Here is a 13,913-nt window from a genome sequence, read left to right as displayed (position 1 = left end):
GACCATGACCCTACGCAAGAAGGTGGTACTGGGGCTGTATGTCCTGTTCCTGCTGGTGCCGATCTACTGGCTGCTGAACATGTCGTTCAAGAGCAACACCGAGATCCTCGGCGGCCTGACGCTCTGGCCGCACGGCTTCACTCTGGACAACTACAAGGTGATCTTCACCGACCCGAGCTGGTACGAGGGCTATCTCAACTCGCTGTACTACGTGTGCTTGAACACGGCGATCTCGCTGACGGTGGCGCTGCCGGCGGCCTATGCGTTTTCCCGCTACCGTTTTCTCGGCGACAAGCACCTGTTCTTCTGGTTGCTGACTAACCGCATGGCGCCACCAGCGGTGTTTCTGCTGCCGTTTTTCCAGCTGTACTCGTCGATCGGCCTGTTCGATACGCATATTGCCGTGGCGCTGGCGCACTGCCTGTTCAACGTGCCGCTGGCGGTGTGGATTCTTGAAGGCTTTATGTCCGGGGTGCCGAAGGAAATCGACGAGACCGCTTATATCGACGGCTACAGCTTCCCGAAATTCTTCGTGAAGATCTTTATCCCGCTGATTGGCTCGGGCATCGGCGTCACCGCGTTCTTCTGCTTCATGTTTTCCTGGGTCGAGCTGCTGCTGGCGCGAACCCTGACCTCGGTGGATGCCAAGCCGATTGCGGCGGTGATGACACGGACCGTGTCGGCATCAGGGATCGATTGGGGCGTGCTGGCGGCGGCGGGGGTGTTGACCATTCTGCCGGGCATGCTGGTGATCTGGTTTGTTCGTAACCATGTGGCCAAGGGCTTTGCCCTGGGCCGGGTATAGGAGCCACGACTATGGATTGGATGGCCTGGACTCTGCCGACGGCGTTGTTTTTCGGTTTTATCGGCATGCTGCTGGTCGGCATGACGATCTGGGAACTGCGTTCGCCCTGTATCGAGCGCAAGGGCTTGTTGCCGATCAGCACCACCCGTGGTGATCGGCTGTTTATCGGTCTGCTTGGAAGTGCCTACCTGCACCTGCTGGTGGTGGGCGCGACCGATTGGAGTGTCTGGATAGCCTCGGTGCTGTCCCTGTTCTGGTTGTTTGCAGTGATGCGTTGGGGCTGAACCGGGCTGCCTTGGGCGCGCCTGCTGGCTGGGCGCGGCCATGACCCGCTTGCCTCATTCCAAACCCTGAGATGGAGGTCTCTATGTTCGACAATAACAACAAAACTCGACATAGCATGGCGCTGGCTGCCCTGCTGACGTTGTCCGGCTTGAGCGGCGCAGCCTGGGCTGATGCCTACGAAGAAGCGGCAAAGAAGTGGATCGGCGAGGAGTTCAATCCCTCGACCCTGACGCCTGAGCAGCAACTCGAAGAGTTGAAGTGGTTTATCAAGGCCGCCGAGCCGTTTCGCGGCATGAGCATCAGCGTGGCTTCGGAAACCATCGCCACCCACGAGTACGAGTCCAAGGTACTGGCCAAGGCCTTTAGCGAAATAACCGGAATCCAGCTCAAGCACGACCTGATGCAGGAAGGTGATGTCGTCGAGAAACTGCAAACCCAGATGCAATCGGACAAGAACATCTACGACGGCTATATCAACGACTCGGACCTGATCGGCACGCACTTTCGCTACGGCAAGGCCGTGGCCATCAGCGACATGATGGAAGGCGAAGGCAAGGCGGTGACCTCGCCGACCCTCGATCTGCAGGACTTTATCGGCATTTCCTTCACCACCGGGCCCGACGGCAAGCTCTATCAGCTGCCGGATCAGCAGTTCGCCAACCTGTATTGGTTCCGCGCTGACTGGTTCGAGCGCCCGGAGCTGAAGGCCAAGTTCAAGGAAATCTACGGCTACGAGCTGGGTGTGCCGGTCAACTGGTCGGCCTATGAAGACATCGCCGAGTTCTTCTCCGAGAAGGTCAAGGAGATCGATGGCCAGCGCATCTACGGCCATATGGATTACGGCAAGAAGGACCCATCCCTGGGCTGGCGCTTTACCGATGCCTGGTTCTCCATGGCGGGTGGCGGCGACAAGGGGCTGCCTAACGGCTTGCCGGTGGATGAGTGGGGTATTCGCGTAGACGGTTGCCGTCCGGTGGGTTCCAGCGTCGCCCGTGGCGGCGATACCAACGGCCCGGCGGCGGTGTATGCGACCACCAAATATGTCGACTGGATGCGCAAATACGCGCCTCCAGAAGCGCAGGGCATGACTTTCTCTGAGTCCGGTCCGGTGCCAGCGCAGGGCAGCATCGCCCAGCAGATCTTCTGGTACACCGCCTTTACCGCTGACATGACCAAACCAGGCTTGCCGGTAGTAAATGAAGACGGCACGCCGAAGTGGCGTATGGCGCCTTCACCAAAAGGGCCGTACTGGGAAGAGGGCATGAAACTGGGCTATCAGGACGCCGGCTCCTGGACCTTCCTCAAATCCACCCCTGAGAAACAGCGCCTGGCCGCCTGGCTCTATGCGCAGTTCGTTACTTCGAAAACCGTCTCGCTGAAGAAGACCTTGGTTGGCCTGACGCCGATTCGTGAGTCGGACATCAACTCGCAGGCCATGACCGACGTCGCGCCGAAACTGGGTGGCCTGGTGGAGTTCTATCGCAGCCCGGCGCGGGTGCAGTGGACGCCGACCGGTACCAACGTGCCTGACTACCCACGCTTGGCTCAACTGTGGTGGCAATTCATTGCCGAAACAGCCAGCGGTGATAAGTCGCCGCAAGAGGCGCTGGATGGCTTGGCAGCGGCGCAGGACACCATGTTGGGCCGCCTCGAGCGTTCCGGCGTGCTCGGCGAGTGTGGACCGAAGCTGAACGAGCCGAAAGATCCGCAGTACTGGCTGGATCAGCCTGGCGCACCGAAGCCGAAACTGGCCAACGAGAAGCCCAAGGGTGAAACCATCAACTACAACGAGTTGCTGAAATCCTGGGAACAAGCCCGCGACTGACGCTGTGGGTTGAGCTCAAGCATAAAAAAACGGCACCTGAGGTGCCGTTTTCTATTTCTGCTAGCGCAGCACTCAGTCGTGCAGGTGCTCGGCGGCATGCAGGGTATTTTCCAGCAAGCAGGCGCGGGTCATCGGTCCAACGCCGCCTGGCACCGGAGTAATCCAGCCAGCGCGGGGCAGGGCGGTTTCATACACCACATCGCCAATCAGCTTGCCGTCGGTCTGACGGTTGATGCCAACGTCGATGACGATGGCGCCAGGCTTGATCCACTCGCCGTGAACCAGGCCAGGTTTGCCAGCTGCGACTACGACGATATCGGCCTGGCCGACATGCATGGGCAGGTCTTTGGTGAAACGGTGGGTCACGGTGACGGTGCAACCGGCCAGCAGCAGCTCCATCGCCATCGGCCGGCCGACAATGTTCGAGGCACCAACTACCACTGCGTGCATGCCATAAAGGTCGACACCGGTGCTTTGCAGCAGGGTCATGATGCCTTTCGGGGTGCAAGGGCGCAGCAGCGGCATGCGCTGGGCCAGGCGGCCGATGTTGTAGGGGTGGAAGCCGTCAACGTCTTTATCCGGGCGAATGCGCTCCAGCAATAGAGACGCGTCGAGGTGTTCCGGCAGTGGCAGTTGCACCAGAATGCCGTCGATGCTCGGTTCGTCATTCAGGCGGTCGATCAATGCCATCAGCTCGTCCTGGCCGGTGCTGGCTGGCAGGTCATAGGCCTGCGAAACGAAACCGACTTCTTCGCAGTCTTTGCGTTTGTGCGAAACGTAGACCTGGGACGCAGGGTCGCTACCGACGAGAATCACCGCCAGCCCGGGTGCGCGCAGGCCTTGCTGACGTCGTTCGGCGACACGTTGGGCGATCTGCTGGCGCAGGCTGGCGGCAATTGCTTTGCCATCGATCAGTTGTGCGGTCATTGCGCTTGGTTAACCATAAAGAAAGGATGGAAAAAGGACGCGCATTCTCGCATGACCATGCTGTGGGGCAAAGGCGCACGCCGCGGTTTTCGCGTAACTCCTTTAAATGGCTGAATTTTTTTAACTTTTCCTGTTGACGACCTGAAACTGCCTCTATAACATTCGCCCCGCTTGTCGAGCACAGCCAGTCGCTGGGTAAGACGGCAAAGGGCGAAGCTGCAAAGTTTTTTCCGAAGCCGAAAGCTTTAAGTCTGCATCTGCAGATGGATAGGCGCCCGTAGCTCAGCTGGATAGAGCATCCGCCTTCTAAGCGGATGGTCGCAGGTTCGAGTCCTGCCGGGCGTGCCATTTGGCGGTCTTGGCTCAAGCAAAATGCAATATGGTGGGCGTAGCTCAGTTGGTAGAGCGCAGGATTGTGACTCCTGTTGTCGTGGGTTCGATCCCCATCGTCCACCCCATTTTCCAAGGCGCCAGGTTAATTCCTGGCGTTTTTGTATAAAGCTTTACCACGCGGACGTGGTGGAATTGGTAGACACACTGGATTTAGGTTCCAGCGCCGCAAGGCGTGAGAGTTCGAGTCTCTCCGTCCGCACCATCTTTTAACTCCCTCCCGTTTGCCGCCTGCATCTAGGGTGACTTCTGCAAATCGACCCTCTAGAATGCATGCCCTTGATTAGGGGCCGGCAAGCGGCCGGCTTATGTCTGTGCAACGAGGATTATCCATGCAAGTTTCTGTTGAAAGTACCTCTGCTCTCGAGCGCCGTATGACCGTTGGCGTCTCTGTTGAGCGCATCGAGACTGAAGTCAACAAGCGTCTGCAGCAGACTGCCCGTCGTGCCAAGGTCCCTGGTTTCCGTCCTGGCAAAGTGCCAATGAGCGTGATCCGCCAGCGTTATGAAGATGCTGCGCGTCAGGAAGCTCTGGGCGATCTGATCCAATCCACTTTCTACGAAGCCGTTGTTGAGCAGAAACTCAATCCAGCTGGCGCTCCGGCCGTTGAGCCGAAGTCGTTCGAGAAAGGCAAGGATCTGGAATACGTTGCGATCTTCGAAGTGTTCCCTGAATTCACCGTTGCTGGCTTCGAATCCATCGCTATCGAACGCCTGCAGGCTGACGTAGCTGACGCTGACGTCGACAACATGCTGGAGATCCTGCGCAAGCAGAACACCCGTTTCGAAGCCGCCGAGCGCGCTGCCGAGAATGGCGACCAACTGAACATCGATTTCGTTGGCAAGATCGACGGCGAAGCTTTCGCGGGCGGTTCGGCCAAGGGCACTCAGCTGGTTCTCGGCTCTGGCCGCATGATCCCTGGCTTTGAAGATGCACTGGTGGGCGCCAAGGCTGGTGAAGAGCGCGTAATCAACCCGACTTTCCCGGCTGATTACCAGAATCTGGATCTGGCTGGCAAAACTGCCGAGTTCGCCGTCACCGTCAACAGTATCGCGGCTCCTCAGCTGCCTGAGCTGAATGATGACTTCTTCGCCCTGTTCGGCGTGAAAGAAGGCGGTCTGGAAGGCTTCCGCGCTGAAGTGCGCAAGAACATGGAGCGCGAGCTGCGCCAGGCGATCAAATCCAAGGTTAAAAACCAGGTGATGGACGGTCTGCTGGCTGCCAACCCGATCGAAGTGCCGAAAGCACTGATCAGCAACGAAGTGAACCGTCTGCGCGTGCAGGCCGTTCAGCAGTTCGGTGGCAACCTCAAGCCTGAGCAGCTGCCAGCTGAGCTGTTCGAAGAGCAAGCCAAGCGTCGCGTTGTGCTGGGTCTGGTTGTGGCTGAAGTGGTCAAGCAGTGCGAACTGAAGCCGGATGACGCCCGCGTTCGCGAAATGATTCAGGAAATGGCTTCGGCTTACCAAGAGCCTGAACAGGTTGTGGCCTGGTACTACAAAAACGACCAGCAAATGAACGAAGTACGTTCGGTTGTACTGGAAGAGCAAGTTGTAGATACTGTTTTGCAGAAGGCCAACGTGACCGATAAAGCGGTCTCGTACGAAGAAGCTGTCAAGCCGGTAGAAGCACCACAAGCCGCCTGATTTCTTTACCTCGTTCGAACACGCCATAAGCCAGCCTCCGCGCTGGCTTATGCGTATTTGTGACATGACTATTTAGTTAGGGAGCGAGTGCACGCATGTCCCGCAATCCTTTTATGCAGCAAATGCCTGATATCCAAGCCGCTGGCGGCCTGGTACCGATGGTTGTCGAGCAGACGGCTCGCGGTGAGCGCGCTTACGACATCTATTCGCGCCTGCTCAAAGAGCGAGTGATCTTTCTTGTCGGCCCTGTAGAGGACTACATGGCCAACCTGATCTGTGCGCAACTGCTATTCCTTGAAGCGGAAAATCCGGACAAGGACATTCATCTTTACATCAACTCTCCAGGTGGTTCGGTGACGGCGGGTATGTCGATCTACGACACCATGCAATTCATCAAGCCTAACGTGTCCACCACCTGTATTGGTCAGGCGTGCAGCATGGGTGCATTCCTGCTGACTGCTGGCGCCGAGGGCAAGCGTTACTGCCTGCCGAACTCGCGCGTGATGATTCACCAGCCACTGGGCGGCTTCCAAGGCCAGGCGTCGGACATTGAAATTCACGCGAAGGAAATCCTCTTCATCCGTGAGCGCCTCAATATGCTGATGGCCAAGCACAGTGGACGCACTTTGGAAGAAATCGAGCGCGATACCAATCGTGATAATTTCATGAGTGCCGAAGCGGCTCGTGAATATGGGTTGATCGACGCAGTGATTGAAAAGCGCCCCGCTTAATATAAGCAACTCAAAATAAGGCGGGCCGGCGTGTCCAGTCTCTGGCGGGCTTGAAAAAGCCCGCATAAGCCTTCATCTTGTGTTGCAAGCCTATCGGATTTGGATTGAACGAATGACTGACACCCGCAACGGCGAGGACAACGGCAAGCTGCTTTATTGCTCCTTCTGCGGCAAAAGCCAGCATGAAGTGCGCAAATTGATTGCCGGCCCCTCGGTCTTTATCTGCGACGAGTGCGTCGACCTGTGCAATGACATCATCCGTGAGGAGGTGCAGGAAGCTCAGGCCGAGAGCAGCGCGCATAAATTGCCTGCTCCCAAGGAAATCAGCACCATCCTCGATCAGTACGTCATTGGTCAGGAGCGTGCGAAAAAGGTTCTGGCGGTAGCGGTGTACAACCACTACAAGCGCCTCAACCAGCGCGACAAGAAAGACGATGTCGAGCTGGGCAAAAGCAACATCCTGCTGATTGGTCCGACTGGCTCGGGTAAAACCCTGCTGGCCGAAACCCTGGCACGCTTGCTTAACGTACCGTTCACCATCGCCGACGCCACCACCCTGACCGAAGCCGGTTATGTCGGTGAGGACGTCGAGAACATCATTCAGAAGCTGCTGCAGAAGTGCGATTACGATGTGGAAAAAGCCCAGATGGGCATCGTCTACATCGACGAAATCGACAAGATTTCGCGTAAATCGGATAACCCGTCGATTACCCGCGACGTATCGGGCGAGGGCGTGCAGCAGGCGCTGCTCAAGCTGATCGAGGGTACGGTTGCCTCGGTGCCGCCGCAGGGCGGTCGCAAGCATCCGCAGCAGGAGTTCCTGCAGGTTGATACGCGCAACATTCTGTTTATCTGCGGTGGTGCGTTCTCTGGTCTGGAAAAAGTTATCCAGGGCCGCTCGACTAAGGGTGGTATCGGCTTCAGCGCCGAAGTTCGCAGCAAGGAAGAGGGCAAAAAAATCGGCGAGTCACTGCGCGCCGTTGAGCCTGATGATTTGGTCAAGTTTGGCCTGATTCCTGAGTTCGTGGGTCGCTTGCCGGTTATCGCCACGCTGGATGAATTGGACGAAGCGGCTCTGGTGCAAATTCTGACCGAGCCGAAGAACGCCCTGACCAAGCAATACGCCAAGCTGTTCGAGATGGAAGGGGTTGAGCTGGAGTTCCGTCCGGATGCGCTGAAATCGGTTGCGCACAAGGCGCTGGAGCGTAAGACCGGGGCCCGCGGCCTGCGTTCGATTCTCGAAGGTATCCTGCTCGATACCATGTACGAGATTCCGTCGCAGTCTGATGTCAGCAAGGTGGTTATCGATGAAAGCGTCATCGATGGCACCTCCAAGCCGTTGCTCATTTATGAGAACAACGAGCTGCCAGCCAAGGCAGCGCCTGACGCGTAACAGCTTTGCAACATGTTGAAAGCAAGGGGCCTGCGGGCCCCTTTGCTTTTGCTGCGCCAACGCTTGTTTTTTGTTGGGGCTGCCCCCATCTTAGGGTTAAGGGTCATCCCATCTGTTTACGGCCGTATGGCCGCCCTAGAGCCAAAATCATGAAGACAACCATCGAATTGCCTCTCCTGCCGTTGCGCGATGTTGTGGTCTATCCGCACATGGTCATTCCGTTATTCGTCGGGCGTGAGAAATCCATTGAGGCCCTTGAGGCTGCGATGACGGGCGACAAACAAATTCTGCTCCTCGCGCAGAAGAATCCTGCTGACGACGATCCGGATGAGGCTGGCCTCTACCGCGTCGGAACCGTCGCCACTGTGCTGCAGCTGCTGAAACTGCCAGACGGCACCGTCAAGGTGCTGGTCGAGGGCGAGCAGCGCGGCGAGATTGAGCGCTTTATCGAGGTCGATGGTCACTGCCGGGCTGAAGTGCAGCTGATCGATGAGGTTGTTGCTGCCGAGCGTGAGTCCGAGGTCTTCACTCGTAGCCTGCTCAGCCAATTTGAGCAGTACGTGCAGCTTGGTAAGAAGGTACCTGCCGAGGTGCTGGCGTCACTCAATGGTATCGATGAGCCGAGTCGCTTAGTCGACACCATGGCCGCGCATATGGTGCTGAAGATCGAGCAGAAGCAGGAAATCCTGGAAATCACTGATCTGCAGGCGCGGGTCGAGCATGTTCTGGCGCTGCTTGATGCTGAAATCGACCTGTTGCAGGTCGAGAAGCGCATCCGTGGTCGGGTCAAGAAACAAATGGAGCGCAGCCAGCGCGAGTACTACCTGAATGAGCAGATGAAGGCCATTCAGAAGGAGCTGGGCGACAGCGAAGAAGGTCATAACGAACTCGATGAGCTGAAAAAGCGCATCGAGAATGCCGGGCTGACTGCCGAGGCGCACACCAAGGCAAATGCTGAGTTGAATAAGCTCAAGCAAATGTCGCCGATGTCGGCTGAAGCCACCGTGGTGCGCTCCTATATCGATTGGCTGGTCAATGTGCCGTGGAAGGCCCAGAGCAAGGTGCGCCTGGATCTGGCGCGCGCCGAAGCGATTCTCGATGCCGACCATTACGGTCTGGATGAGGTCAAAGAACGCATCCTTGAATACCTCGCCGTGCAAAAGCGCGTGAAGAAAATCAAAGGTCCGGTGCTCTGTCTGGTGGGGCCGCCTGGCGTAGGTAAAACCTCGCTGGCCGAATCGATTGCCAGTGCCACCAACCGCAAGTTCGTGCGTATGGCGCTCGGCGGTGTGCGCGACGAGGCGGAGATTCGTGGTCACCGGCGTACCTATATCGGCTCTATGCCGGGCCGTCTGATTCAGAAGATGACCAAGGTCGGAGTACGTAACCCGCTATTCCTGCTCGACGAAATCGACAAAATGGGCCAGGACATGCGCGGCGACCCTGCGTCGGCGCTGCTTGAGGTGCTGGATCCGGAGCAGAATCACAACTTCAACGATCACTATCTGGAGGTCGATTACGACCTGTCCGATGTGATGTTCCTCTGCACGGCTAACTCGATGAATATTCCGGGTCCGCTGCTGGACCGCATGGAAGTGATTCGTCTACCGGGTTACACCGAAGCCGAGAAGATCAACATCGCGATCAAATACCTGGCGCCCAAGCAGATTCAGGCCAATGGTCTGAAGAAGGCTGAGCTGGTGTTTGAGGACGCGGCGATTCGCGACATCATTCGCTACTACACCCGCGAAGCCGGTGTGCGTGGCCTCGAACGGCAGATTGCCAAGGTGTGCCGCAAGGTGGTCAAGGAGCACTCCACCGAGAAGCGCTTCCAGGTCACTATTGCGGCCGACTCACTCGAGCATTTCCTCGGCGTGCGCAAGCACCGCTATGGTCTGGCCGAGCAGCAGGATCAAATCGGCCAGGTCACAGGTCTTGCCTGGACCCAGGTCGGCGGCGAGCTGCTGACCATCGAAGCGGTTGTGGTGCCTGGCAAAGGCCAGCTGATCAAAACCGGTTCGCTCGGTGATGTGATGCTGGAATCCATCACTGCCGCGCAGACGGTTGTGCGCAGTCGAGCCAAGAGCCTGGGCGTGCCTGTGGACTTCTATGAGAAGCAGGACATCCATATCCATATGCCAGAAGGGGCTACGCCCAAAGACGGCCCCAGCGCAGGCGTTGGCATGTGTACGGCGCTGGTTTCAGCCCTGACGCAGATACCTGTGCGTGCCGACGTGGCAATGACCGGTGAAATCACCCTGCGTGGTCAGGTATTGGCCATTGGTGGTTTGAAAGAAAAACTGCTGGCTGCTCACCGTGGTGGAATCAAGACCGTGATCATTCCGGAAGAGAATGTGCGCGATTTGAAAGAGATTCCGGAGAATATTAAGCAAGACCTGCAGATTAAACCGGTTAAATGGATTGACGAGGTCCTGCAAATTGCGCTGCAATACGCTCCGGAGCCCTTGCCTGATGCGGCTCCCATGGTTGCAAAGGATGAAAAACGCGAGACTGATTCCAAGGAGCGAATTAGCACGCATTAGCCGGAGGGGTTTCTTGACACATTTTTAGAGCCCTTGTTATAAAGCGGCTCTTATCGTGTCGGCAGGCTCTCCGCACCAGCTTCGCTTACATTTAAAAGCAAGAAATAAACTCAACAGAAATTAAGGGGACTTAAGAGTGAACAAGTCGGAACTGATCGATGCCATCGCTGCATCTGCTGATATCCCAAAAGCTGTTGCCGGCCGTGCGCTGGACGCAGTAATTGAATCCGTTACTGGCGCTCTGAAGGCTGGTGACTCCGTAGTACTGGTTGGCTTCGGCACTTTCGCTGTTAAAGAGCGTGCTGCTCGCACTGGCCGTAACCCACAAACTGGTAACCCGATCAGCATCGCTGCTGCCAAGATTCCAGGCTTCAAAGCCGGTAAAGCTCTGAAAGACGCTGTCAACTAAGCCTCTTTCGGTTCTACCCAGCAGATCAGTTGAATGGCTGATCTGACGCGGGGCGGGATGTTCAGTCAGGCATAACTTGCTGAACACGACGAATCAGTTGCTTGAGTTCGATCCGCTTCGCCAGTTACGAGAAGGCGCATCCACTGATGCGCCTTTCTTCTATCCGGATTTTACCCACACTGCGCGACTGCTTTATTTGTACAGTCGTTCTGGGGGACGCATGCTGCAAAACATCAGGGACAATTCACAGGGTTGGATTGCCAAAACCATCATCGGCATCATTGTCGCGCTGCTCGCGCTGACGGGTGTGGATGCCATTTTTACCAGCACCAGTAATAGCCAGAATGCCGCTGAAGTGAATGGTGAGAAGATCACTTCTGCCGAGCTCAGCCAGGCTGTCGAGATGCAGCGTCGTCAATTGCTGCAACAGTTGGGGCGCGATTTCGATGCCTCCCTGCTGGACGAGAAGCTGCTGCGTGAAGCCGCCCTGAATGGCCTGGTAGAGCGCACTTTGCTGCTCGATAGCGCCAAAGACGCCAAGTTCGCCTTTTCGCAACAGGCGCTGGATCAGCTGATCCTGAAAACACCTGAGTTTCTTGTCGATGGTCAGTTCAACGCTGAGCGTTTCGATCAGGTTATCCGTCAGCTGGGCTACAGCCGCTTGCAGTTCCGCCAGATGCTTGAGCAGGAAATGCTCATCGGTCAGTTGCGCGCAGGCCTGGCCAACAGCGGTTTTGTGACTGATGCCCAGGTACAAGCTTTTGCCGCCCTGGAAAAGCAGACCCGTGACTTCGCCACTCTGACTCTCAAAGCCGATCTGGATGCAGTCACGCTTAGCGATGACGACATCAAGGCGTATTACGACGCTCAAGCCAGCGAGTTCATGAGCCCTGAGCAGGTTGTGCTGGAATACGTCGAGTTGAAGAAGGATGCCTTCTTCGATCAGGTTGAAGTCACCGATGAGGCGCTGCAAAGCGCTTATCAGAGCGAAATCGCCAACCTCGCCGAACAGCGCCGTGCCGCGCACATTCTGGTTGAGGTCAACGATAAGCTGAATGACGAGCAAGCCCAGGCCAAACTGGTCGCGGTGCAGAAGCGTCTTGAGCAGGGCGAAGATTTCGCCGCGCTGGCCAAAGAAGTCTCCGATGACTCGGGTTCGGCAGGTGAGGGCGGTGATCTGGGCTTTGCCGGCCCTGGCGTATATGACCCTGCCTTTGAAGAAGCGCTGTACGCGTTGGACGAGAATGCTGTATCGGCTCCCGTACGCAGCGAGTTCGGCTGGCACCTGATCAAGCTCCTGGGCGTTCAGGCGCCGGAAGTGCCGAGCTTCGCCAGCCTGGAAGAAAAACTGCAGCGCGATCTCAAGGCGCGTCAAGTTGAGCAACGCTTTGTCGAGGTCTCCAAAGACCTCGAAGACGCCGCGTTTGAAGCTTCTGACCTGGCCCAGCCAGCTCAGGAACTGGGTCTTGAGGTCAAGACCACTGAAGCCTTCGGTCGTCAGGGTGGCACTGAAGGTCTGACCGCTAATCGTCAGGTGATTCAGGCTGCATTCAGCGATGAAGTGCTGGAAGACGGCAGCAACAGCAGTGTGATCGAGCTCGACCCGAACACTGTGGTGGTGGTACGTGTTAAAGAGCACAACAAGCCTGAGCAGCTGCCGCTTGAGCAGGTTGCCGATAGCATCCGCGCCCAGCTGACCAAGGTTCGCGCAAGCGAAGCCGTGAAAGCCAAGGGTGAGGAGCAGCTGGCTGCTCTGCGCGATGGTCAGACGCCGGTTACCCAGGCTGATGCTGCACAAGGCTGGAATGTTGTTGAAGCGGCCACTCGTAGCCAGGAAGGCGTTGAGCCGGTGGTGCTGCAGGCGTTGTTCCGCATGCCCAAGCCTGAAGCGGCCGACAAGCCGACCTTCACCGGCCTCAGCCTGAGTAACGGTGATTTTATGATCATCCGTCTCAATGGCGTGAGCCAGCCGGAGCAAACGCTGTCGGATGAGGACAAGGCCATGTACAGCCGCTTCCTCGCCTCGCGCGTAGGTCAGCAGGACTTCGAAGCGTTCCGCAAGCAGCTAGAAGAGACAGCGGATATCGAACGTTTCTGATCGATATCACTGAAGAATAAAAAAAGCCGCTTAATTAAGCGGCCTTTTTTATTGCTGCGATTTAACTGCTTACTCTTCCATGGCGCCCATGGCGGTGGTGTTGAAGCCGCCGTCGACGTACATGATCTCGCCGCTGACGCCCGAGGCCAGGTCCGAGCAGAGGAAGGCGCCGGCGTTGCCGACTTCATCGATGGTTACGTTGCGGCGCAGCGGGGTCTGCTTCTCGTTGGCGGCGAGCATCTTGCGGAAGCTCTTGATGCCGGAAGCCGCCAGGGTGCGAATCGGGCCAGCGGAGATGGCGTTGACGCGAGTACCTTCGGGGCCGAGGCTGCCGGCCAGGTAGCGTACACCGGCTTCCAGGCTGGCCTTGGCCATGCCCATGACGTTGTAGTTGGGCATGGTGCGCTCGGCGCCCAGATAGGAGAGGGTGAGCAGGCTGCCATTGCGGCCTTTCATCATCTCGCGGCCGGCTTTGGCCAGGGCGACGAAGCTGTAGGCGCTGATGTCGTGAGCGATGCGGAAGCCTTCACGAGTGGTGACGTCGGTGAAGTCGCCATCCAGCTGATCGCCTGGGGCGAAACCAACGGAGTGAACGATGCAGTCCAGGCCGTCCCACTTCTTGCTCAGGGCTTCGAATACCGAGGCGATTTCCTCATCGTTGGCCACATCGCAAGGGAAGCACAGCTCAGGACCTGAGCCCCAATCAGCGGCAAAGCCTTCGACGCGGCCTTTGAGCTTTTCGTTCTGGTAGGTGAAGGCCAGCTCGGCGCCTTCACGGTGCATGGCTGCCGCGATGCCGGAGGCGATGGATAGTTTGCTGGCGACGCCAACGATCAGTACGCGCTTGCCGCTTAGAAAACCCAT

The 13,913-nt window shown here is 57.4% G+C and carries 11 protein-coding genes and 3 tRNA genes; 12 read left to right on the top strand and 2 right to left on the bottom strand.

What is annotated here, in order from left to right; all coding sequences use genetic code 11:
• Nucleotides 1-4: 4 nt before the first annotated feature.
• The 3 genes from ACQ4LH_RS04030 to ACQ4LH_RS04020 all read left to right on the top strand — a co-directional run bounded on the left by ACQ4LH_RS04030 (nt 5) and on the right by ACQ4LH_RS04020 (nt 2,915).
• A complete protein-coding gene (locus ACQ4LH_RS04030) occupies nt 5-805 on the top strand; it encodes a carbohydrate ABC transporter permease (protein WP_430696033.1) in 801 nt (266 codons plus the stop codon).
• 11 nt (nt 806-816) lie between these two features.
• A complete protein-coding gene (locus ACQ4LH_RS04025; RefSeq protein ID WP_090386722.1) occupies nt 817-1,089 on the top strand; it encodes a DUF2160 domain-containing protein in 273 nt (90 codons plus the stop codon).
• An 83-nt stretch (nt 1,090-1,172) separates the two neighbouring features.
• On the top strand, nt 1,173-2,915 hold the full coding sequence (locus tag ACQ4LH_RS04020) for an ABC transporter substrate-binding protein (protein WP_430696032.1): 1,743 nt from the start codon (nt 1,173-1,175) through the stop codon (nt 2,913-2,915).
• Nucleotides 2,916-2,987: 72 nt separating this feature from the next.
• Here the strand turns inward: ACQ4LH_RS04020 and folD are convergent, their stop codons facing one another.
• On the bottom strand, nt 2,988-3,842 hold the full coding sequence (gene folD / locus ACQ4LH_RS04015) for a bifunctional methylenetetrahydrofolate dehydrogenase/methenyltetrahydrofolate cyclohydrolase FolD (protein WP_305591633.1): 855 nt from the start codon (nt 3,840-3,842) through the stop codon (nt 2,988-2,990).
• A 271-nt stretch (nt 3,843-4,113) separates the two neighbouring features.
• On the opposite strand from folD, the gene ACQ4LH_RS04010 reads away from it, so the two are divergent.
• The 9 genes from ACQ4LH_RS04010 (at nt 4,114) to ACQ4LH_RS03970 (ending at nt 13,049) form a co-directional block, all read left to right on the top strand.
• A tRNA-Arg gene (locus tag ACQ4LH_RS04010) sits at nt 4,114-4,190 on the top strand.
• 34 nt (nt 4,191-4,224) lie between these two features.
• Nucleotides 4,225-4,300 (top strand) — tRNA-His (locus ACQ4LH_RS04005).
• A gap of 52 nt (nt 4,301-4,352) precedes the next feature.
• Nucleotides 4,353-4,437, top strand: a tRNA-Leu gene (locus ACQ4LH_RS04000).
• Between the two features lie 127 nt (nt 4,438-4,564).
• Complete coding sequence (gene tig, locus ACQ4LH_RS03995) at nt 4,565-5,875, top strand: trigger factor (protein ID WP_430696031.1); 1,311 nt, start codon at nt 4,565-4,567, stop codon at nt 5,873-5,875.
• A 95-nt stretch (nt 5,876-5,970) separates the two neighbouring features.
• Nucleotides 5,971-6,606 (top strand): ATP-dependent Clp endopeptidase proteolytic subunit ClpP, encoded by a 636-nt coding sequence (gene clpP / locus ACQ4LH_RS03990; RefSeq protein ID WP_275962616.1) that lies wholly within the window; start codon nt 5,971-5,973, stop codon nt 6,604-6,606.
• A 112-nt stretch (nt 6,607-6,718) separates the two neighbouring features.
• Complete coding sequence (clpX, locus tag ACQ4LH_RS03985) at nt 6,719-7,999, top strand: ATP-dependent Clp protease ATP-binding subunit ClpX (protein ID WP_430696030.1); 1,281 nt, start codon at nt 6,719-6,721, stop codon at nt 7,997-7,999.
• A 149-nt stretch (nt 8,000-8,148) separates the two neighbouring features.
• Complete coding sequence (lon, locus tag ACQ4LH_RS03980; RefSeq protein WP_430696029.1) at nt 8,149-10,542, top strand: endopeptidase La; 2,394 nt, start codon at nt 8,149-8,151, stop codon at nt 10,540-10,542.
• 136 nt (nt 10,543-10,678) lie between these two features.
• The gene (gene hupB / locus ACQ4LH_RS03975) at nt 10,679-10,951 is read left to right on the top strand and encodes a nucleoid-associated protein HU-beta (protein WP_010490206.1); all 273 of its coding nucleotides are present in this window, start codon (nt 10,679-10,681) and stop codon (nt 10,949-10,951) included.
• Nucleotides 10,952-11,171: 220 nt separating this feature from the next.
• Nucleotides 11,172-13,049 carry a SurA N-terminal domain-containing protein gene (locus tag ACQ4LH_RS03970; protein ID WP_430696028.1) on the top strand — a complete coding sequence of 626 codons (1,878 nt, stop codon included), beginning with the start codon at nt 11,172-11,174 and terminating at the stop codon, nt 13,047-13,049.
• A gap of 69 nt (nt 13,050-13,118) precedes the next feature.
• Here the strand turns inward: ACQ4LH_RS03970 and fabI are convergent, their stop codons facing one another.
• The gene (fabI, locus tag ACQ4LH_RS03965) at nt 13,119-13,913 is read right to left on the bottom strand and encodes an enoyl-ACP reductase FabI (protein ID WP_275962620.1); all 795 of its coding nucleotides are present in this window, start codon (nt 13,911-13,913) and stop codon (nt 13,119-13,121) included.

The organism is Pseudomonas peli, from assembly GCF_050563605.1.
GTDB lineage: Bacteria > Pseudomonadota > Gammaproteobacteria > Pseudomonadales > Pseudomonadaceae > Aquipseudomonas > Aquipseudomonas peli_A.
The sequence above is the reverse complement of the archived record's forward strand: the minus strand, read 5'-3'. Positions and strand labels throughout refer to the sequence as shown.